Raw genomic sequence first — 21,354 nt, forward strand, 5'->3', positions numbered from 1 at the left:
GTCAAGTCTTAACTTAACTCTTGTGGATCAATATCAAGGCTCAATTTCATACCATGCGGTTTGTTGTGCCAGACATTTTGCCACCACTGACGAATGTAAAAATGCATCCGCGCTCGATCTTTGGACAGTAGTACCATATGCGCTTGATAGCGGCCTGCTTTACGTTCCATCGGCGCAGGAATGGGCCCCCAAATATCAATACTGTTTTCTGAGGCTTGGCGCAGTACTTGTGCATGCTCTTGTAAAAAGCTTTGGTTCAGTTCTTGGTCTTTGGATTCACAGCGCAATAAAGCCGCATAGCGATAAGGTGGCATCCATGCAGCTTTACGCTCTTTCAACGTTTGCTTGGCAAAGCTGCGATAGCCCGATTCCAGCAGGGTATTCAGCAAAGGATGGTCTGGACGTAGAGTTTGTAAATAGACTTCGCCTTTTTTCTCACCGCGCCCAGCACGTCCAGCGACTTGGATGATGAGCTGTGCGGTACGTTCTGTGGCGCGAAAGTCAACACTGAGTAAGCCCGAGTCGATGTCTAAAATCGCCACCAAAGTCACATAAGGAAAGTGATGTCCTTTGGCCAGCATTTGGGTGCCGAGCAAAATGATGGGTTCACTTTTTTGGATTTTGTTATAGATTCTTTGCCAGCTGCCGACCCGACTGGTCGAGTCACGATCCACCCGAATTACGTCAAAGTTGGGGAACAGTGCTTGTAGGTTTTCTTCAACTTTTGCGGTGCCTAAACCAATTGGTTTCAGTTCGCTATGCTGACATTGCGGGCAGTGTTCAGGCATGCGGTGGATGGTGCCGCAGTGGTGACAGTGCAAATGCTGGTAGGGCTGTCGATGCACGGTAAAATTGGCATCGCAGTGGGGGCACTTGGCCTGCCAGCCACAACTTTCACAAATCAACACAGGCGCATAGCCGCGACGGTTTAAAAAAATCAGCACCTGTTCTTTTTTGTCTAAGCGCTTTTGTACTTCATGAATCAGCTGTTGGCTGATGCCATTTTGTTTCTGTGCCACTTTCAGATCGATCACATGCATTTTCGGCATCACGGCCACACCTGCACGTTGGTCCAACTCCAAACGGGTCATTTTACCTTGTTCAACCAATGCATAACTGTCGATACTTGGCGTTGCAGAACCGAGGATAATCGGACAGTTTTCTAAGTGTGCACGGTATAAAGCCACATCACGAGCATGGTAGCGAAAGCCCTCTTGTTGCTTGAAAGATAGATCATGCTCTTCATCTAAGACAATCAAACCCAAATGCGGAAGGGGCGTATAGATGGCAGAACGTGTGCCAATCACAATTGAGGCTTTGCCCGTTTGCGCACTTTGCCAGGCTTGAAGGCGCTTAGAATCATTTAAACCTGAATGTAGTAGCGCAATATGACAGTGAAAACGTGACTGAAAACGGCTCACTGTTTGTGGGGTGAGACCAATTTCAGGCACTAATACCAAGACCTGTTTGCCTTGTTTTAAAATCTCTTGCATGACTTGTAAATAGACTTCAGTTTTCCCACTACCGGTTAAACCATCCAGTAAGAAAGCATGGTAGCTATGACGAGCTTTGAGAATGTTTTGAATGGCACGCTTTTGTTCATCATTGGGCGTGAGGGGCATTTGCGCCAGTGTCATAACTTGCGGTTTAAAGTCTTGAGCTTCAAGTATGCACTGGGTGATTTGCTTTTTTTCTAAGGCTTTTAAGGTCGCCGTTTCAATGCCAGCCAAATTTAGAATGTTTTCAGACGTTCCTGTGGGATGCAGCTTTAAAATTTTATAGGCATCTTGTTGTTTTTCAGAACGCTTCAATTTGTCTTCGGCATGATCATCAATCAGCTTCCACATCCGCGCCAGTAAATTATAGGGTTTACCTTGGCGTAAAAAGCTGGGTAAAGCAGCATGCATCACTTCCCCAATCGGAAATTGGTAATATTGCGCTGACCATGTCAATAAACTTAAAACTTTAGCATCTAGAATAGCGTTGTCATCGAGCAACTCAGTTATGGCTTTAAGTTTAAAACCTAAATCGAGTGGTTTCTCATCAGTGAGTTTCTCAACAATGACACCGACCACATTTTGGCGACCAAATGAGACAGCCACACGTGCACCCACTTCAGCTTGGTGGTATTGTTCAGCCGTTAAACTATAGTCAAAACAGTCATATAGGTAAACGGGAACAGCCACACGAATACGGTAGCTTGGTGTTGTGGAAAGTGTATTTTCTGGCATAAAAAGCTCAAAATGTCCTGATGAAATTGTCGTTGTGCGATGAATGAGTTGTGTTAGAGTGATGACATAATTTATAACTTAGAATATGAATGATTTTGGTGCCGACATGCAACAGCGCCAAATGACTAAATGGACAATTAGAAAGCGTAAACATGCCAGCATATCAATTTACCGCACTCGATGCCGCAGGAAAGCAGCAAAAAGGCGTGCTCGAAGGGGATTCAGCGCGTCAAATTCGGCAACAACTTCGTGATAAAGCACTGATTCCAGTCTCAGTTGATCCTGTTGAAAAAAAAGATAAGCACAGCAGTAAAACATGGTTTCAAAAACAAATTACCGCCTATGATTTGGCTTTATTGACACGTCAACTTTCTGTACTTGTGGCGGCGGCCATTCCGTTGGAAGAAGCCATTCGTGCGGTTGGAAAGCAGTCAGAAAAAGCACATGTACAAAATTTATTGATGTCAGTGCGTTCTAAAGTACTGGAAGGTCATTCATTGGCGCAGGGTTTACAGCAATCTGGACGTTTTCCAGAGTTGTACATTGCTACGATTGCCGCTGGTGAGCGTTCAGGACATTTGGACTTAATTTTAGATCAGCTGGCAGACTACACCGAAAATCGCTTTGCAATGCAAAAGAAAATCCAAGGCGCGATGATTTATCCGATTATTTTAATGCTGATGTCTTTTGCCATCGTGATGGGACTTATGACCTATGTGGTGCCCGACATTGTCAAAACCTTTGACCAAAGCAAAGATGCCTTGCCATGGATTACTGTTGCCTTGATGAAAGCCAGTGATTTTATTCGAGTGGCATGGCCATTTTTATTGGTGGGCAGTGTACTGGGCATCGGCTTATTACTGCGATTTTTAAGAACTACAGCAGGGCATTATGCCTTTGATCGTTTAACGCTCAAACTGCCATTATTCGGTAAACTTTCACGTGGTATAAATGCCGCACGCTTTGCCAGTACCTTATCGATTTTGACCCAGTCAGGTGTGCCCTTGGTGGATGCGTTAAAAATTGGCGCGGCGGTGAGTAATAACTGGGTGATTCGCGATGCGGTCAATCATGCCGCAGAAAAAGTGACTGAAGGTGGAAACCTTGCGACCCAGCTGGAGCGCAGTGGTTATTTCCCACCGATGATGGTACAAATGATTAAAAGTGGTGAAACGTCGGGTGAATTGGATCGGATGTTGGAGCGCGCATCGACCATGCAAGACCGAGAGGTGACAACGCTCATATCGACCTTGCTGGCTTTACTTGAGCCACTGATGTTGGTTCTGATGGCAAGCATTGTCTTGGTGATTGTCATCGCTGTAATGCTGCCGATCGTCAACATGAACAACATGATTTAATTTTAAAAATATAAGATAGAAGAGAAAATTCACATGCAATCAAAAATCTATAGACGCCAAGCTTCAGGCTTTACCTTAATTGAAGTCATGGTGGTGATTGTTATTTTAGGTGTGTTGGCAGCCTTAATTGTACCCAATGTGATGGGACGCGGTGAAAAAGCCAAAGTGGATACCACTGTCATTACCCTTAAAGGGGTTGCTGCGGCATTGGATCAATATAAATTGGACAATGATAAATACCCTTCGATGCAAGAGGGTGGACTAGACGCTTTGGTGAATAAGCCTGAATCTGCAAAAAATTGGTTGCCCGGCGGTTATGTGAAAGGTGGATATCCGAAAGACAGTTGGGACAATGACATTCAATATGTTGCACCTGGGACCGATGGACGACCATTTGATTTATATTCTTTTGGTGCAGATGGACAGCAAGGTGGTGAAGAAACCGATGCTGATATTCAGTATCAACCTTAATTGAGAATTATTATATATTGGGTTTAATTGAATATATCATTACAGTACATAGGTTATGTCAATGTGGACTGTAATGATAATACATCTTAATTTAAAATTAATATTTAAGATTATGATTTTAAATTATTAAATATAATAAGCATCAGCTGAGATTTATAATAAGAATTATTCCCATATTTGTTGATTACAAATAATGTAAATTATGGATAAAAATAGGCTTTTTATTTATTTAAATCCTTGCATAATGTTCTCGATGGCAACTGATTTGCCTGAGGAGAATAGAATGAAAGCATTAACCTTGTTGGATGAAATGAGCCAATTCCATTGGTCGATGCTCAAATCTGTTCTTTTGATTTTGAGTATGCTTCCTGTTGCTCAAGGTGTTTTAAGTGTCTGGCAGTCGACTGAAGGCAGCAGCCAAATTATGGTGGGTTTCTTTGCAATCAGTCTGTTCAGCACATGGGCGGTTTTGAGCTTTTGGTCTGCGTTAAAAGCAACCGTACTCACACTCGATCAAGTACAGATTACAGCATTAGAACAAAAAGTGGTCATGTTCTACCGTTATACCCCGATGCTCTTTTTAGCTGGTATGGTGTCCTATATGGTCAGTCAAATTTAATACTGACATTCATAGTTGTGATAAAAAAACCGAGCACATACGCTCGGTTTTTTATTGCGTCATGAAGAATGGCGGAAAGATAGGATCGCTTGTCTGTTTCGTTGTATATAATCCTAGTGTTCGCTCCCTATACTGTAGAAAATATAAATATAGAGTGAAGTATGGAACAGATTGATTGGGCAGATTTTTTAAAAGTCGAGCTTCGAGTCGGGCGTATTATTCAGGCCGAAGTCTTTGAGCAAGCACGTAAGCCCGCTTATATTTTACATGTCGACTTTGGCCATGAAATTGGCATTAAGAAATCGAGTGCGCAGATTACTGAGCGTTATCAACCTGAACTGTTATTGGGTAAGCTGGTGGTGGCGGTGGTTAACTTTCCAAACAAACAAATTGGTCCCGTCCAGTCTGAGTGCTTAGTGACTGGCTTTCATGATTCAGACGGCGTGGTGCTGTGTGTGCCTGATACAGATGTTCCAGTAGGCACCAAGCTACTCTAGCTGAAAAAGAAAAACCCAAGCTCAGCTTGGGTTTTTCTTTGGAAAAGTCTGATTTAACAATAGCAACTATCGACGAGACTTAAACGATACATCGACTTTACGTGGACGATAGATCCAGCCCAAGATCAGTAAAAAGACTGAAAAACCTAAAATTGGCCAGTCACTTAAACGGGTATACAGCGTTTGACCTTGCATAGCAGGCAGTTCGCCACGAAGCACGGTTGCCACATCTTGTGGGGCACGTTTTACGATATGCCCTTGATGGTCAATAAACGCCGTCACGCCTGTATTAGTGGCACGGATAAACCAGCGTCCATTTTCTTTGGCACGCATTTGAACCATCTGTAAATGCTGTAAAGGGCCTGCGGTTCCTGTAAACCATGCATCGTTGGAAACTGTCACCAAGAAATCACTTTGGCTGGCATTACGACGCGTCAAGTTCGGATAAGCCACTTCATAGCAAATGGCTGCGCCTAAATGCTGCTGATGAATAGAAAGCGGTTGTTGCTGTTGTTCACCACGCGAAAAACCACTCATCGACGGATCATTCTGCATGGCTGGCAAGACCCATTTCAGTAAACCAGATAGTGGAATATATTCACCAAAAGGCACTAAACGTTGCTTTTTATAGAGTCCTTCGGCTTCAGCACCATTGGCCATAATACTGTTGTAGTACAGTGGTCGACCTGCCGCTTCAGAGCCTGAAATATCCCAGTATGGAATACCGGTGACCCACGCCGTGTTGGTTTTCTTGGCCTGTGCCGTCATTGCAACTAAAAAGGGTTCGATATCACTCTGGAACATCGGAATAGAGGATTCAGGCCAAACAATGAGGTCTCGTCCCCATTCTGTTTTGGTTAAATCCGCATAGATTCCAAGTGTTTTCAGTTGATACTCAGTGAGCCATTTTAAGTCTTGTGGGATATTGCCCTGAATTAAAGAAACCGATAATGGTGGTGTATTTTTTGCGGAGACGAATTCAATTTTTGATGCGCCCCATGCGCCAAGCACCAATAAAACAGAGGGGATGACCCAAAAAACGCGGCGGTTTAAAACTTCGACCAGTGCGCAGGCCAACACCAAGACTACAAACGATACCCCGAAGATACCAAATAATGGTGCATACCCATCCAGTAAGCGTTCGGTAAAGGCATAGCCTGCAAACAGCCATGGGAAGCCTGTGAAAACCCAAGTTTTCGCCCATTCAAAAAGCACCCAAAGCGGGGCGAAGGTTAGGGGTGTTTCAGGGAAAAAGCGGCGGTAAATAAAGCTTTGGACAGCCGTGAATAAGCCCATGACCAAGGCCATAATGCCGATCATGCCCACACTTAAGGTACTATTGGTATCGCCATAGACATGGATGGAAGTGTAGAGCCAAAAAGCCCCCACGAACCAGAGGCCAAAACCATAGGCCCAACCAATACCAAAGGCCTGTTTTGCACTGCGCCTGCGTAAAGTGGTATAGAGCAGTGCAGGTGATAAGATTGCCAACCACCAATAATGATAAGGGGCGAGTGCAAAACTAAAGACCGCCCCTGAAAATAAGGCAATTAAAAGTGGATAAATTAAAGGTAACTGTTTTTGTTGTGGATTGGGGGTTAACAGTTTGTCAAAGTAAGCTCTCATTTACGAACGGCTCGAATCAGATGAATAGAACGTGCATCTGCTTCTACAATGGTAAATTCCCAATTTTCAAGATCAATCACCTGACCTTGTAAATCACTCACTAAACCAATTTCTTGAAGCAATAAACCGCCCACAGTTTCAACCTCATCATCAGAAAAGTCTGCATCTAAAAGATTGTTAAAGTGTTCGATTGGTGTAAGTGCTTGAACCAGCCATGTATTTGCGGTCGTTGGGTCATTATCGGGAATAATATATTCCGCCTCTTCATCGATCTTGTCGTGTTCATCTTCAATTTCACCGACAATTTCTTCCAAAATATCTTCTAGCGTCACTAAACCTGAGGTCGTGCCATATTCATCAATTACCACCGCAATGTGCGTTTGGGTATTTTTCAACATGCGAAGTACTTGGTCTGAGCGTGCGCTTTCAGGGACATATAAAGGTTGGCGCATCAGCGCACGTATATCCACTTTATTGTTTGGTTCAGTCAAAAAAGGCAATAAGTCCTTGGCTAATAAAATGCCCACGACATTGTCTGGTTGATCGGATGAAAAGACAGGGAAACGTGAATGTGCCGACTCAACCAAGGTATGCAAAATGTCGAGTAACTCATCATCTTCTTGTAGGCTGATCATCGATGTACGCGGTGTCATGACCTCGCGGACTTTGGTTGCTGGAAGGTCTAATACGCCTTCTAACATCGCAACAGTGTCGGGTTCTAAAAAACGACGTGAATCTTGAACTAACTTTAACAGTTCATCGCGAGTTTCTGGCGCGGTACCTAACCATTTGCGTAAGCCACGCATTCCCCACGACGGGCCTGATTCCTCGTGCATGATCTTTCCTAAAGACTCTTAATATCTAAAAAACTTAATTTTATCATACCGTAGAAAACACACTTGTCTATTGTAATTAAGCAAGGATTGCATGAATGATTAGATCAATACTTTTAAATACGAGGTTCATCTGCCATCAAGCTATGCAAACAGATATGCGAAATGGGCAGTTGTGTTAAAATTGGCAAGTTTTTAAATTTTTGAGTTCATATATGTCTGATTTGGAAGTGAGCCCAAGCATCCAATTAAACACCCGTGGTTTACGCTGTCCAGAGCCTGTGATGATGTTGCATCAAGCCATTCGCAAGTCTAAATCTGGAGATGTAGTCGAGGTGTTTGCAACTGACAACTCCACTTCATGGGATATTCCTAAATTTTGTATGCATCTTGGGCATGAACTTTTGCTGCAAGAAGAGCGCTTAGACGAAAACGGCAATAAAGAATTTCATTATTTAGTTAAAAAGGGTTAGGACATTTGTCTTAGCCTTTTAAAATGTACTTGAGTAAAGAAAAAGAAATCAAGTTCATCCAAGGAAATCAGAATGAAAAGAATAAATGTGTTCTTATGGGCTCATATTTTTGCATTATTTTGTTCAATTTCTTGGGCAAAATCTTGTGAAGTTCCTGTAGGTACGATGAATGTTGCAGGTTTAAAAATTGGACAGCATATTCGTGAATTTCAACAGCATCATCCCACCGCAAAAACGGTTATTTTAGGGGGCGATAATTATCAGTTTGAATTTGCACAAGGTGTAGATACACAAATTAAAAAAGCTGGTGTGAGCTGGGTTCAGCATATTCGTTACGATCCGCATTCTAAAATGATTATTTCATACAGTTTAAGTTTTCTAGATGGGCCACTTGCGACGTATGAAACCGATTTAGATGTTTTTAAAAGTCGAGTATTAAAACGCTTTCGGGTGGCGCAAAACGGTTGGAAACAAGCTGAAAATAAATATGTCTATCAGTGTGCCGATTATCGGATTGAAATTTATCAAGATCATGGGGTTGGACATACCGCGATAGGGCCAACAGTGATGGTTTTTAGCAAAAAGTCAGATGCCTATTAATTAAAAAAAATCCCTTCAGTGCTGAAGGGATTTTTTAATCTAAAAGCGATTACTTACTCGGAAATGCGCCTCAGCGCAAGCCCGTTTTAACATTACATGTTCGGTTATGCGACACGGTTAGCAAAGCAACTGCTTTGCCGTGTCGCAAGGAATTACATATTAGGGTAATTCGGACCACCACCACCCTCAGGCGTTACCCAAGTAATGTTCTGAGATGGATCTTTAATATCACACGTTTTACAGTGCACACAGTTAGCTGCGTTAATTTGGAAACGCTTCGAACCATCGTTCTCTTCCATAATTTCATAAACACCCGCAGGGCAGTAGCGCTGAGCTGGCTCGTCCCATTTTGGTAGGTTTACATTCACAGGAATAGACGCATCAGTCAGTTTCAAGTGTGCTGGCTGATTTTCTTCATGCACCGTATTCGATACAAATACTGAAGATAAACGGTCAAAGGTCAACCTACCATCGGGTTTTGGATAGTTCGGTTTCACTGTTGCTGCATCTACAGTTTTCAGTGTACTGAAGTCAGGCACTAAGTCATGCAGAGTAAACGGGACCTTAAACACATTCTGGTCGATGAAGTTAAATGCACCACCACCGAACGTGCCAAATTTGTGCATTGCTGGGCCAAAGTTACGAGAACGATATAACTCTTCTTTTAACCAGCTGTTGTTGAACTTGTCTGTGTAAGCGGTTAACTCTTTTGCAAAGAAGTCTTCACCTTCAAGCACACGTGCAATGGCAAGATCACCACCTTTTTCAACGCCTGCTTGAATCGCTTCGAATACCGCTTCGCCACACAACATGCCCGATTTCATGGCAGTGTGAGAGCCTTTAATTTTAGCGAAGTTTAGGAAGCCTGCATCATCACCAATTAAAGAACCACCTGGGAAGGTGAACTTCGGCAGAGAGTTGAAACCGCCTTTGACAACAGCACGTGCGCCATAAGAAATACGCTTACCGCCTTCAAGATACTGTTTAATCAGTGGATGCGTTTTCCAGCGTTGCATTTCTGCAAATGGATACATGTGTGGGTTTTCGTAAGATAAATCTACGATCATACCCAAAGTAACTTGGTTGTTTTCAGCGTGATATAACCACCAACCACCAGAAGAACTGGTTTCAGCTAGAGGCCAACCTGCACCGTGCATCACCAAACCTGGTTTGTGTTTTGCAGGGTCAATTTCCCATAGTTCTTTGATGCCGATACCATAGTGTTGCGGGTCTGCATCTTTATCGAGATCGAACTTGGCAATTAGGCGCTTACCTAAATGACCACGACAGCCTTCCGCAAAAATGGTGTATTTGGCATGCAGTTCATAGCCTGGGGTAAAGTTATGCGTTGGTTCACCATCTTTACCAATCCCCATATCACCAGTTTGGATACCTTTAACCGTACCATCAGCATGATAAAGAATTTCAGACGCAGCAAAACCTGGGAAAATAGAAACTTCTAATTCTTCAGCTTTTTGGCCTAACCAACGCACCACGTTACCAAGTGAAATCACATAGTTGCCATCATTATGCATGGTTTTAGGAACCATCCAATGCGGCGCTTCTTGTGACTTTTCAGCAGACATTAAGAAATACGTTTTATCTTCAGTTACTGGAACATTTAAAGGCGCACCTTCTTCTTTCCAGTTTGGGAATAACTCATTGATCGCACGCGGTTCGAGCACAGCACCTGAAAGGATATGCGCACCAACTTCAGAGCCTTTTTCTACGACACAAACGGACAGATCATTAAGGTTGTTTTCAATTGCAAGTTGACGAATTTTAATCGCAGCAGAAAGGCCAGCAGGGCCTGCGCCAACGATGACTACGTCAAACTCCATCGATTCACGTTCGATGTGTTCCATGTAGGACTCCTCATATGGTTAAAGGTGGCAACCGTTTTGACTCAAAGAACGGTGCTGCCATGAGTGTTCTTAGTTCCCAGACACAAAATTTATCATCGTGTCTTTTATATTGTGAGCTAGTATAGGTTTAAACCGAGTTCTAGCCAATTGGCTGAATCATATTATTTTTCCGTCAGACAGGCATGAATTTTATGGATAAGCAGCACAACTCAGCAAATCCGACGAAAAAAGTAGCTATTGCTGATAATAAAAACTTAACCGGTATTGCACAATACATAAAAGGTGGACAGTCCGGTCACAAAAGGTCAATCCCCCCTTTAGATCAATGGCACCCAAAGCATTGTGGCGCAATGGATTTGAAGGTTTTAGCCAATGGAGAATGGTGGCACGAAGGTCAATTGATCAAACGCCAAGCCATGATTGAGCTGTTTGCAACGGTACTTTGGAAAGAAGAAGATAAGTTTTATCTCAAAACTCCTGTCGAGCAGATTGAAATCGAGGTTGAAGATGAACCTTTATTTGTCAATCAAGTCGAGCAAGTCGAAATTGCAGGAAAAATCTACCTACAACTGACCACGACCACGCATGATGTGGTGATTGTTGATGAAGACCATCCCATTTTTATGCGTGCCTTCCAAGGGGAGCTACGTCCTTATGTGCATGTTCGTTTTGGCATCAATGCACTGATTCAGCGTGCTGCTTTTTTTCATTTGGTGGAAATGGGTGAGCTAAGCGACGATGCGGAGGGTCAGGTCAAACTGAGCTTACAAAGTGGTGATTTGCTATTGCAATTAGGCACCTGAGGTTTAAGCTTGATTGATCTTTTAACTTTATACTGCAACGAGTTCTCATGAGTGCCATTCAGCCCTTATTTCCTCTGATCAACCCCATGCCAAAAGCGACAGCCGATGCGCCAATCGGGATATTTGATTCGGGGATAGGCGGCTTATCCATCGCTCAAGAAATTGCCAAGCATTTACCGCATGAACGATTTATTTATTTTGCCGATACCGCACATGTGCCTTATGGGCCGCGCGATGATCAAAATATCCGAGAATTGACTGCACAAGCGATTGAGTGGCTTTACCGCAAAGGCTGTAAGGTTGCAGTTGTGGCGTGTAATACTGCTTCAGCCTTTAGTTTGGATTATTTACGCGAGCACTATGGCGACAACTTCCCGATTATCGGCCTTGTTCCTGCCCTAAAACCTGCGGTATTGCAAAGCAAATCCAAAACAGTAGCTGTTCTAGCGACCCCTGCGACCTTTCGCGGGCAGCTGATTAAAGATGTGGTTGAAAAGTTTGCACAGCCTTCGGGAGTCACGGTGATTCCAGTGACTTGCTTAGATTTAGTACCTTTTGTTGAAAGCGGCGCACAGATGAGTGCGGCATGTTTAGCCACTTTAAAAGATATTTTACAACCCGTTGTCGATCAGGGTGCAGATTACTTAGTTTTAGGCTGTACCCATTACCCTTTTTTGAAAATAGCGATACAATCTATTTTTGGTCAGAAACTGACATTAATTGACTCTGGACTGGCAGTTGCACGACAAACAGCCCGTATTTTAATCAAAAATGAGTTATTATTTGAACAAAATAATGATGGTGATGTTCGAATTGAATGTTATGTCAGTGGAAATAATGCAGAAAGTTTGAGACCCATCTTACAACTTTTGCTTGAACCAGAACTAAATTGGACTATTTCAAATATATCTGATTAATTTTTAAACAAATAAGTCGAGTATTTTGATATATAGTCAAAAATTGCAACCTAATATGCTTGAGTTAGTCACAGTGTCTATCTAATGGAATTTGGGGGATAGGATGCTGCGAAGAATAATGAGGATAACCGATGCTCGATAAGCGTTATCAAGTGTTTATAACCACCTCTGGAAGCGAGATGCAACCAGAGCGGATCATTTTGGCCCAAACTTTAGTGGGCATGGGATTTTTTTCTTGGGGATTAGAACAACGGACACCACTTTCAACAGCTTTTGCACGTCGTCAGATCGATGACTGTGACTATGTCATATTGTTGCTGGGCAGCAAATATGGCGAACAGTCCGTGTCAGGGGTGGGATATATGCACCTTGAATACATTTATGCGGTCACCAAACAAAAGCCGATTATTGTATTTATGCATGATGATCCTGATGCCCGTGAGTTATGTTTACATGACGACAAAGCTGAGCTGCGTGAAAAATTCAAAGAGTTTAGAAAACTACTCCAAAACGAAGTCGATCAGGTTTTCACTTATCGCACCATGCGTGACTTGGAAATGGCCGTTCGCTTGAATATGACGCAAATGCTAGAGCGCTATCCTGTATTGGGTTGGGTACGTCCGCAGAACACCCAAGTGTTGCATGACGAAATTGATAAACTCAAAGCCAAATTGGTGCAATTGGAAACTGAAGCGGGTAAACGTGAAGTCGATCCATTTTTGTCTTTACCCAAAGTAGCTATGCATGATTTTTTTGCTTTTGATTATCGGATGCATGCCTATCAAGATGGCAATTTTAAAGAGCTGAAAATTCAAAAGCAGATGACTTGGGCGCAATTACTCTCGGTTTTGGGGACAACCTTTATTCACCCCACTCCTGAAGAGTATTTCTCCAAACGCATAAATGAGTATTTAAACGAAACTGGTTTGAATGATGCACGTCTAGAAATGCCTCGTGCCCATGCTGTTGCGCGCTCGCAAATTAATATTCGTGCTTTGCACAGTATCAAAATGCAAATGCGTCAAAATGATTGGATTGTTCAGTCGGGTCGAGATGATCGTCAGCGCATGCTTTGGCAGTTGACACCGAAGGCGACTAAACTTTTGGAGAGTAATTTATTGGAAAAGGATCGGCCTTTTCAATTTCAATCTTCGTAGTTATCCATTTAGAGAATGAACTGAAAACTGTTACAGTAGAGACATTCGAAAACGAGCCACGAGGGCTGAATGTCTACTGCAATAAAAGCAAAAGTTACTGTTATTTTGGCAAATTTGGGAACGCCTGATGCACCGACAGCTTCAGCAGTGCGTCGCTTTTTGGATCAGTTTTTGTCAGACCAGCGAGTGATTGAAATTCCCAAACCGCTTTGGCAGATTATTCTCCGTTTATTTATTTTGCCGTTTCGCCCTAAACGCGTTGCCCATGCTTATGAGATGGTGTGGGGCAGTGATTCTCCAATGAGAGAAATTTTGCTGACTCAAGTGGCCGCGTTACAACAGCAGTTGATTTTGCAATACCCTGAGTTTGAGCTGAATATCGTCCCTGCGATGACCTATGGTAATCCAGGCATTCAGCCCTTGCTCTCTGAATTGAGTCAAAAACCACAAGATCATATTGTGCTCTTTCCTTTATTTCCGCAGTACTCTGCGACATCCAGCGCGCCTTTATATGATGCTTTCGCGAAGTGGATTCCAAAGCAGCGCAATTTGCCGGGGCTGAGCATTATTCGCGATTATTATCAGCACCCTTTATACATTCAGGCATTGGCGCAAAGTGTACGCGATTTCCGTGCTGAACACGGGGTAACTGAAAAGCTGTTAATGTCTTTTCATGGTATTCCACAGCCTTATGCCGATAAAGGTGATCCCTATGCCGACCGTTGCCGCATCACAGGGCAGTTGGTGGCGGCAGAGTTAGGCCTAGCGGAGGACGAATGGGCAATCAGTTTCCAGTCCCGCTTTGGCAAGCAAGAGTGGGTGAAACCGTATACGGATACCTTACTGGCCGAATGGGCGGCGCAGGGGGTGAAATCGGTGCAAATTATGAGTCCGGCGTTTTCAGCGGATTGCTTAGAAACTTTAGAGGAACTGGCGATTCAGAATGCTGAATTGTTTTTGTCTCAAGGTGGAGAGCGGTATCAATATATTCCAGCCTTGAACAGCCGCGGAGATCATTTGCAATTGCTCAATACGCTGGTTCAGGCTAATCTTGATGCCTTAAAACAGACATTAGCCAGCAAAACGAATTGAGGTTGATACGCTATGTTGCAAGTTAAAATTGTGCCTGTAACGGCATTTCAACAGAACTGTTCCATTGTTTGGGACAGTGACAGTAAAGAAGCAATTTTAATTGATGCAGGTGGGGAGCCTGAGAAGCTTAAAGCAGAAATTGAAGAGTTGGGTTTGACAGTCAAAGCGTTGTGGTTGACGCATGGGCATTTAGATCATGCTGGAGCAGTTGGGGCATTAAAAAAACTGTGGGATGTCCCTGTGATTGGCCCGCATAAAGAAGATGCCTTTTGGTTGGATATGATCCAAGAAGTCTCGCAGCGTTATGGTTTTCCTATTCCTGAAAAGGTAGATGTCACGACATGGCTTGAAGGCGGTGAAGTCCTTAAACTGGGAGATGAAGCGTTTGAAGTACGTTTTGCCCCTGGACATACTCCGGGTCATGTGATGTTTTATAACAAAAACTATGGTCTGCTGTGGACCGGCGATGTGTTGTTTAAAGGCTCCATTGGTCGTACCGACTTTCCGCGTGGCAATCATCAGCAGCTGATTGACTCTATTCAGCGTGAATGCTTTAGCCTACCCGATGAGACGCAGTTCATTTCAGGACATGGCCCAATCAGTACCATTGGTTTTGAAAAACAACATAACCCCTTTGTGGCAGGAAAAGCAGGCTAAGCGCTTTGTGGTCTTATTGAAAAATAAAAAAAGTCAGCAGCTGCTGACTTTTTATTTGCGAAATGGATTATTCAAAATGTGTTGGGTTTCTAGAGCAAACACGATAGAGAATAAGGCCACTAATAGTCCAACCGAGAGGATCAACAGATCTTGCATATAGATGCCAAAACTGAATAGACAGATCGCGAGTAAAACGCCAATTAAAACAATAGTCTTACTCAGGATGTTCATCTTATCCCCCTTTAGGATGTTATTTTTGTGACTTGATCATGCTGTGAGCATGTACCAATTTTTGGGGGAGTATAGTCGACGAATTATCCTTTTAAGCGAATATTAAGATATTAAATAATGAACAATTTCTCTTAAAATATGAAAAATATCATGAAATTAAACATATTATTCTTCTGAGTTTTCTGCTTGCGGTGCATCTTGCGTTGGCAGGCGATATTCATCATTGGCCCATGCACCTAAGTCGATCAGTTTGCAGCGTTCAGAACAAAAAGGACGAAAGGCGTTGTCTTCCCATTGACTCATTTCTCCACAACGGGGACAAGGGAAAGTGTGTGGCATGGTCGACTCCAGATAAAATTTTCGGATTGAAATAGGCAAAAACGTTGGCAGTTGTTAGACTGATGCGGTTTTTTTCTTAGTTTGATCTGATTATGCCGATTCGTCAATTTCAAGCCCAGCGTATGCATGCGCCTCGTGATTTTCAAATGATCAGTCCTGATCCACTGTGTGTGGAAATTGGGGCGGGCAAGGGTAAACATGCTTTATTGTTTACGGCCAATCATCCTGAGAAAAAGCTGATTGCGGTTGAGCGTACCCGTGAAAAGTTTGTGGCGATGCAGAAACAACATGGCTTAGAAGGTCAGCAGAATTTACAGCTGGTACATGCCGATGCCTTGCCGTGGGTGGTACATGCCTTGCAACCGCAGCAAGTTGAACAGTTCTTTATTCTTTATCCCAACCCTGAACCGCATAATCCTGCACAGCGCTGGTTGAATATGCCGTTTTTTGAGTTTCTGATTTCACGTTTACAAGTGGGTGGACAAATTACTTTAGCCAGCAATATTCCTGAATATATCGAAGAAGCACAGCAACAGTTGATTGAGGTGTGGAAGTTACCGTTTGTAAAAGAGCGCATCGCGGATAGTTCTGCGAGGACGCATTTTGAAATTAAATACTTAGAACGAGGCGAGCTCTGCCAACAGTTGATCATCACCAAACCTGAAGGTTATCGCACGCGCTTTGACGCGTTTCAGGCTTTGCAAGGTCAGACCCCACAGGTGCAATCTTCGGATCAAGCTGAATAAATCATGCCAAAGCGTATTGCAATTATTGGGGCGGGCCCAGCAGGTTTGATGGCGGCAGAAGTGTTGAGCCAATATGATGTTCAGGTCGATGTGTTTGAACAAAAACCATCTGCTGCACGTAAGTTCCTGATGGCGGGTAAAACAGGACTGAATATCTCTCATGCAGAACCTGTGGAGCAGTTTATAGGTCGTTATGATCAAGCTGAATGGCTAGCACCTTGGATTCGTAAGTGGGATGCCAACTGGATTCAGGCATGGATGAAAGGTTTAGGCATTGAGTCCTATGTCGGAACGTCTGGGCGTATTTTCCCGATTGAAATGAAAGCTGCGCCTTTATTACGTGCATGGTTGAAACGCTTGGTTGAGTCAGGCGTCAAGTTTTACTATCGTCATCAATGCCTCAGCCTCAAAGAGCATACGCTTGAAATTAAATCTTTGCTTAGCGATCAAGCGCATAGTCAGAGCTATGATGCGATCGTCTTGGCTTGCGGAGCGGTGTCATGGTCTCAGCTCGGTAGTGATGGCGCATGGCAAAACTGGTTGGAGGCCGATGAAATTGAGCCTTTTCAAGCCAGCAATGCTGGGGTAGAACATGAATGGTCTACCTATATGCAACCCATCTTTGGGCAGCCACTGAAACGTATCGCTGCATGGGTGGGCGATGCCGAAAAAAGTATGGGTGATATCGTCATCACCCATTATGGACTAGAAAGTGGTTTGGTCTATAAGCAAGGTCGAGCGCTGCGTGCGCAGCAAAAACAGCTCCAACCTTTAGTGTTAACGCTTGATTTACTGCCAGATGTCACTGTTCAAGAATTGGCTGTGCGTCTGAAACCCACAAAAAAACAGTCTTTAAGTAATGTTTGGCGTAAAGCTGGTTTAGATGCAGCTAAGGCAAGTTTAGTGCGAGAGTTGGTTGCAAAAGAACACTGGAATCGCCCTGAACAACTGGCGCAGCAGGTGAAGCAATTACAGATTCCTTTAACTGGTTTTCGTCCGATTGAAGAAGCGATTAGTTGTGCTGGCGGTGTGCGCCGTGAAGGCCTAAGCTCGCAGCTACAATTAAAATCCAATCCCACCGTTTTTTTATGTGGGGAAATGTTGGACTGGGATGCACCCACAGGTGGCTATTTACTCACTGCATGTTTTGCAACCGGACGTGCTGCGGGTGAGGGTGTGATGCAGTATTTGAATGTGGCAAAAAATTCGCCATAAGCGATGCAACTGAAAATCAGCTGTGCTAATTTGAATAAAAAATTCAAGGAGCATCATGATGTCGGATCTTCAGCAGTATGTGGGCAGCTGCCTATGCGGTGCAGTGACTTATCAAATTGATGGGCCGATTGGCGATATTATTCAATGCCATTGTCAAAAATGTCGCAAGGCCAATGGAACGGCATATGCAACCAATGCACCGATTGCTAAGGCGGATTTTAAACTGACCTCTGGTCAGGACGTTGTAAAAAAATATGCATCGAGTACAGGCACAGAGCGCTGTTTCTGTGGCAACTGTGGTTCACCTCTTGTCAGTATTAAAGCTGAAACACCTGAGTTTTACCGTTTGCGGATCGGCACTTTAGATACCCCGTTACAGCAAAAGCCGACGCAGCATATTTTTGTGGCATCTCAAGCCGAGTGGGACAACATTTGTGATGCATTACCACAATATGCTGAACGCCCATAGTTAGAACACATACAAAGAAAAGGGATCATCTGATCCCTTTTCTTTTTCCGCGATTGAGTTAGTAGCCTGTCGACATCGTATCTTGAGCTTTAGGATACTGCGACTGCCAGTGTTCAAGTTGCTCTTGGGCATGAATGAGCTCACCGAGGCCTTTCACGTTATCATGTGGTGCTGCGGCTTTATCTTGGATGATTTTGGCTTGGTTATCCCAATATTGGTACATCAAAGTTTGAATGTAGCGCCCTTGTTCTGTTTTTAAATCCAGCTCTTTCAGCATATTCAGTGCAGACTGAATGTTGTCTTGTTTGTGTGTTTTTGCAAATTCATCCGTGAGCGTGCCTGCTTCGCGCATTTTTATCAGCTCATCTTCCATTTCATCACTCATGCTACTAAAGCGCTGGTCATAGTCGACTAAGAGCGCAATATCGTGTGGATCATTGGTTGTTTTAGCAAAACTTTTGACAGGTTCAGAGCTGAGTTCTTGCAGAATTTTATCATCGGTCGAAAGCGCGTCTTGCTCAGCAGATTCATTGGCTTTGTTACAGCCTGTCAGGATTAAGCTACCACCTAAAACAAGTGGCAGTAGAACCTGTTTCAATGAAAGAGTATGTGGGTTCATATCGGTGTCCTATTATTCTGCTATTTTTTGAAAGTGATAGGCATAGGTGATGTAAGGAAAACTGACTTCGTCTTGTGGTTGTTTACCCGTGTACTGCAACACAATTTGTTCAAACTGATGTTTTAAATCCTGTTGTTGTTCGAGTGGCATTGCGGCAATAAAGCTGGTCGAAAGGAGACGTTTTGAGACCACTTGTTCTACTGTACCTGTTTGCTGCTGGGCAAACTGATGCAGGCTTTTAAGCTGAAATAAGTGTTGATGTTCAAAGACTTTTTGCCACAGCCCACTATGATAACGCGGGGTATCTCCTTCTAATGGAGAGAGCCGTTCTGCCAGAGCATTGACCCAGTCGACTTGAGTGTCGCGTTGATTCCAGACCAAGCCCAAATGCCCTTGCGGTTTTAGGATACGATAGATTTCTTTTAAACTGTCCATGTTCGCAAACCAGTGGAAGGCCTGCGCAGATAAAACTGCATCGATACTTTGCGAAGGCAGGGGAATATGGTCACTAAAGGCTTGTAATGTTTCCACCTGTGGATAGGCTAGTTTGAGTTGAGCCAACATTTCGGTGACAGGTTCGATGGCAGTGAGTTGTCCACTATGTGGAATCAGATAAGGCAGAAACTTACCTGTGCCCGAGGCAAGATCAATCACATGAGAATCTACGTTTAAATGCAACTGCTCGGTGAGCCACGCATGGATCTCTTGTGGATAACTTGGACGCACTTGTTGATAAAGTTCAGCAGCTGCACTAAACCCGTGTTGTGCCGCAGGATGGAGTAATTGTGTCATATTTTGCGCTTTTTTATCTGCTCTGCATCTATAAAATAACACATTTGGTTCGATGAAATCGCTTATGCTGTATGGAACGAACATGACCTCACTTTATAGGAATGAAATCTCTCAGCATGGACATGGCGAAACAAATTATTTTTGAAGACGAACAGATTCGTGTCATTTTTTTACAGGGTTCATCGGACGAACTTATTTTCTCTTTTGGCGATCTGATTACTCGTGCCAAGGGAACGTCGATCAATGCAGAAAAGTCACTAACGAAGTTTGGCTTTAATGTGGTTGGCATTATGCCAAAACAAAAGTCATGGTTTCCAGAGTCTTCGATGTTGGCCATGTTGGATGCAATTCGCGCTTGGATTGCACCCTTTCAAAACCGTATTGCCTATGCAGGGTCAATGGGCGGTTATGCTGCGATTAAATACTCTAAGCTGCTTCAGTTTAAGCGCGTAGTGGCCTTGGTGCCGCAGTATTCGATTGACCCTGAACAGGTGACGGATAACCGCTATAACATGTTCTATCAGCCTGAGCTGAACCATGACATGCAGGTACAGCCGAAGGATGTCTCGGCAGAGTGTGAATACATTGTTATTTATGACCCTTACTGCCCTGAAGACCGTGCGCATTATGAAAAATTACAAACGGTCGTGCCGAATCTGAATACCCTGAACTTACCTTTTACAGGGCATGATGCGATTGCGGTTTTAGCCAGTTCAGATTTATTGCACGATTTTTTACGTCATGAGTTTGATGCGCCGTATTTTTATAAAAAAATTCGTGAAGTGAAAAAGAATAGCAAGTTTTATTACCGGAAAGTGATCGAAAACTTGTTGCCACGTCACCGCTTTTCTTTGGGGCGAATTCTGAAAAATAATGAGCTTGAGTTAGACGGTCAATTTTTTGATAGCAAACTCAAACAAAGCATTATCCGCGAGTTACTCAGCAATCGACAAGTGAGCCAGACCGATCTGTTGAAATTGGGCATTCAGGTCAACTTGCCGCAAGAAAATAGCTGTCAGTTAATGGATAGTTTTGGACATGGTTTAGTGTTTAATATGATCAGTCAGAAAATTGAAAGCTATGCACCAGACGCGATTGCACTGAATCATAAGTTTCTGTTGCCGATCTTTGCCAAGGGCAATGGACTGGTCCATATTTACTATAATGACATGCGCTATACCGTGGTGATGAATGACCGTCAGATCATGAAATTGGTGCATGAACAAGCCGAATTGAGCGCTGGAATGCATCCATTGTTAATGAAAAAATACAGTGATTATTATCTGATTAGCTATAAGCAGTTTAACTTTAGCTGTGATGAATATGGTGGCTTTGATTTGGTCGAGGATATTCCAGAAACAGCGCAGTTTTTGGTGTCAAGCGATGCTGAATCAGATGTGTTTCTATGATGCATTTATGTGATTTATTCATATAGGGCTTTGGTCTAAGGCCAAGTGCTTGTTTTCCGTCCTATTTGGTTTAATATGAAAGTATTGTTTATCTTTTAAACAATACGGATAAAGATCAAATAGGGTGGAAGTAATGCAAAGACATTGGTCGGCTGTATTTATAACATTACTGTTTATTTCAACCTCACAAAGCGTACTGGCACAAAGTTTAGACCCAGCCTATCTGACATTCGGTGGTGGCCTGATTCTCTTACTGATCCTGACGTTTTATGTGATTAAACAGATCAGTATTTCTATTCGTATTCATCGTAATAAGCCCGTTAAATAGCGGGCTT

The 21,354-nt window shown here is 43.3% G+C and carries 24 protein-coding genes; 16 read left to right on the top strand and 8 right to left on the bottom strand.

What is annotated here, in order from left to right:
- Positions 1-8: 8 nt before the first annotated feature.
- Positions 9-2,231, bottom strand: coding sequence for a primosomal protein N' (locus tag MF4640_RS02185; protein WP_078388553.1), 2,223 nt, complete (start codon positions 2,229-2,231; stop codon positions 9-11).
- Between the two features lie 152 nt (positions 2,232-2,383).
- Between MF4640_RS02185 and gspF the strand changes: the two genes are divergently transcribed.
- From gspF to MF4640_RS02205, 4 genes are all read left to right on the top strand, one after another.
- The gene (gene gspF, locus MF4640_RS02190) at positions 2,384-3,589 is read left to right on the top strand and encodes a type II secretion system inner membrane protein GspF (protein ID WP_078388554.1); all 1,206 of its coding nucleotides are present in this window, start codon (positions 2,384-2,386) and stop codon (positions 3,587-3,589) included.
- A 33-nt stretch (positions 3,590-3,622) separates the two neighbouring features.
- Positions 3,623-4,060 carry a type II secretion system major pseudopilin GspG gene (gene gspG, locus MF4640_RS02195; RefSeq protein WP_058868821.1) on the top strand — a complete coding sequence of 146 codons (438 nt, stop codon included), beginning with the start codon at positions 3,623-3,625 and terminating at the stop codon, positions 4,058-4,060.
- A 283-nt stretch (positions 4,061-4,343) separates the two neighbouring features.
- Positions 4,344-4,679, top strand: coding sequence for a hypothetical protein (locus MF4640_RS02200; RefSeq protein WP_078388555.1), 336 nt, complete (start codon positions 4,344-4,346; stop codon positions 4,677-4,679).
- A 161-nt stretch (positions 4,680-4,840) separates the two neighbouring features.
- Positions 4,841-5,176 (top strand): tRNA-binding protein, encoded by a 336-nt coding sequence (locus MF4640_RS02205; protein ID WP_078388556.1) that lies wholly within the window; start codon positions 4,841-4,843, stop codon positions 5,174-5,176.
- Positions 5,177-5,242: 66 nt separating this feature from the next.
- Here MF4640_RS02205 and lnt read toward each other — a convergent pair whose 3' ends face one another.
- Together lnt and MF4640_RS02215 are read right to left on the bottom strand one after the other, a co-directional pair.
- Positions 5,243-6,802: an apolipoprotein N-acyltransferase gene (gene lnt / locus MF4640_RS02210; RefSeq protein ID WP_078388557.1), complete on the bottom strand. Its 1,560-nt coding sequence runs from the start codon at positions 6,800-6,802 to the stop codon at positions 5,243-5,245.
- On the bottom strand, positions 6,799-7,638 hold the full coding sequence (locus MF4640_RS02215; RefSeq protein WP_004978829.1) for an HlyC/CorC family transporter: 840 nt from the start codon (positions 7,636-7,638) through the stop codon (positions 6,799-6,801). The genes lnt and MF4640_RS02215 overlap by 4 nt, the downstream gene beginning before the upstream one ends.
- 212 nt (positions 7,639-7,850) lie before the next feature.
- Here MF4640_RS02215 and tusA point away from each other — a divergent pair, with 212 nt between their 5' ends.
- Together tusA and MF4640_RS02225 are read left to right on the top strand one after the other, a co-directional pair.
- Positions 7,851-8,108, top strand: a complete 258-nt coding sequence (gene tusA, locus MF4640_RS02220; protein WP_004692640.1) for a sulfurtransferase TusA — start codon at positions 7,851-7,853, stop codon at positions 8,106-8,108.
- A 72-nt stretch (positions 8,109-8,180) separates the two neighbouring features.
- Positions 8,181-8,708 (top strand): hypothetical protein, encoded by a 528-nt coding sequence (locus MF4640_RS02225; protein WP_005400910.1) that lies wholly within the window; start codon positions 8,181-8,183, stop codon positions 8,706-8,708.
- A 152-nt stretch (positions 8,709-8,860) separates the two neighbouring features.
- Here MF4640_RS02225 and MF4640_RS02230 read toward each other — a convergent pair whose 3' ends face one another.
- Positions 8,861-10,573: an electron transfer flavoprotein-ubiquinone oxidoreductase gene (locus tag MF4640_RS02230; RefSeq protein ID WP_078388558.1), complete on the bottom strand. Its 1,713-nt coding sequence runs from the start codon at positions 10,571-10,573 to the stop codon at positions 8,861-8,863.
- Positions 10,574-10,764: 191 nt separating this feature from the next.
- Between MF4640_RS02230 and MF4640_RS02235 the strand changes: the two genes are divergently transcribed.
- From MF4640_RS02235 to MF4640_RS02255, 5 genes are all read left to right on the top strand, one after another.
- A complete protein-coding gene (locus tag MF4640_RS02235) occupies positions 10,765-11,376 on the top strand; it encodes a DUF1285 domain-containing protein (RefSeq protein ID WP_078388559.1) in 612 nt (203 codons plus the stop codon).
- Between the two features lie 47 nt (positions 11,377-11,423).
- The gene (gene murI / locus MF4640_RS02240; RefSeq protein ID WP_078388560.1) at positions 11,424-12,293 is read left to right on the top strand and encodes a glutamate racemase; all 870 of its coding nucleotides are present in this window, start codon (positions 11,424-11,426) and stop codon (positions 12,291-12,293) included.
- 131 nt (positions 12,294-12,424) lie between these two features.
- Entirely contained in the window at positions 12,425-13,450 is a 1,026-nt protein-coding gene (locus MF4640_RS02245) for a DUF4062 domain-containing protein (protein WP_078388561.1), read from the top strand.
- A gap of 69 nt (positions 13,451-13,519) precedes the next feature.
- Positions 13,520-14,542 (top strand): ferrochelatase, encoded by a 1,023-nt coding sequence (gene hemH, locus MF4640_RS02250; RefSeq protein ID WP_078388562.1) that lies wholly within the window; start codon positions 13,520-13,522, stop codon positions 14,540-14,542.
- Between the two features lie 12 nt (positions 14,543-14,554).
- The gene (locus tag MF4640_RS02255) at positions 14,555-15,199 is read left to right on the top strand and encodes an MBL fold metallo-hydrolase (RefSeq protein ID WP_078388563.1); all 645 of its coding nucleotides are present in this window, start codon (positions 14,555-14,557) and stop codon (positions 15,197-15,199) included.
- Between the two features lie 51 nt (positions 15,200-15,250).
- Here the strand turns inward: MF4640_RS02255 and MF4640_RS02260 are convergent, their stop codons facing one another.
- The gene (locus tag MF4640_RS02260) at positions 15,251-15,430 is read right to left on the bottom strand and encodes a hypothetical protein (RefSeq protein ID WP_005400904.1); all 180 of its coding nucleotides are present in this window, start codon (positions 15,428-15,430) and stop codon (positions 15,251-15,253) included.
- Positions 15,431-15,595: 165 nt separating this feature from the next.
- Positions 15,596-15,769 (bottom strand): DNA gyrase inhibitor YacG, encoded by a 174-nt coding sequence (locus tag MF4640_RS02265; protein WP_004692619.1) that lies wholly within the window; start codon positions 15,767-15,769, stop codon positions 15,596-15,598.
- Between the two features lie 86 nt (positions 15,770-15,855).
- On the opposite strand from MF4640_RS02265, the gene MF4640_RS02270 reads away from it, so the two are divergent.
- Genes MF4640_RS02270 through MF4640_RS02280 form a run of 3 tightly spaced genes read left to right on the top strand, consistent with a single transcriptional unit; the run spans position 15,856 to position 18,199 of the window.
- The gene (locus MF4640_RS02270; RefSeq protein WP_171263841.1) at positions 15,856-16,515 is read left to right on the top strand and encodes an SAM-dependent methyltransferase; all 660 of its coding nucleotides are present in this window, start codon (positions 15,856-15,858) and stop codon (positions 16,513-16,515) included.
- A gap of 3 nt (positions 16,516-16,518) precedes the next feature.
- The gene (locus MF4640_RS02275; protein ID WP_078388565.1) at positions 16,519-17,730 is read left to right on the top strand and encodes a TIGR03862 family flavoprotein; all 1,212 of its coding nucleotides are present in this window, start codon (positions 16,519-16,521) and stop codon (positions 17,728-17,730) included.
- A 58-nt stretch (positions 17,731-17,788) separates the two neighbouring features.
- Positions 17,789-18,199, top strand: coding sequence for a GFA family protein (locus MF4640_RS02280; protein ID WP_078388566.1), 411 nt, complete (start codon positions 17,789-17,791; stop codon positions 18,197-18,199).
- A 58-nt stretch (positions 18,200-18,257) separates the two neighbouring features.
- Here the strand turns inward: MF4640_RS02280 and MF4640_RS02285 are convergent, their stop codons facing one another.
- Entirely contained in the window at positions 18,258-18,818 is a 561-nt protein-coding gene (locus tag MF4640_RS02285; protein WP_078388567.1) for a hypothetical protein, read from the bottom strand.
- 12 nt (positions 18,819-18,830) lie between these two features.
- Positions 18,831-19,610 (bottom strand): class I SAM-dependent methyltransferase, encoded by a 780-nt coding sequence (locus MF4640_RS02290; protein WP_078388568.1) that lies wholly within the window; start codon positions 19,608-19,610, stop codon positions 18,831-18,833.
- A gap of 122 nt (positions 19,611-19,732) precedes the next feature.
- On the opposite strand from MF4640_RS02290, the gene MF4640_RS02295 reads away from it, so the two are divergent.
- Both MF4640_RS02295 and MF4640_RS02300 read left to right on the top strand, forming a co-directional pair.
- On the top strand, positions 19,733-21,019 hold the full coding sequence (locus MF4640_RS02295) for a hypothetical protein (RefSeq protein WP_171263838.1): 1,287 nt from the start codon (positions 19,733-19,735) through the stop codon (positions 21,017-21,019).
- Positions 21,020-21,152: 133 nt separating this feature from the next.
- A complete protein-coding gene (locus MF4640_RS02300) occupies positions 21,153-21,347 on the top strand; it encodes a hypothetical protein (protein WP_004692607.1) in 195 nt (64 codons plus the stop codon).
- The last annotated feature ends 7 nt before the right edge of the window (positions 21,348-21,354 follow it).

The sequence above is a fragment of the Acinetobacter sp. MF4640 genome (assembly GCF_002018895.1).
GTDB lineage: Bacteria > Pseudomonadota > Gammaproteobacteria > Pseudomonadales > Moraxellaceae > Acinetobacter > Acinetobacter johnsonii.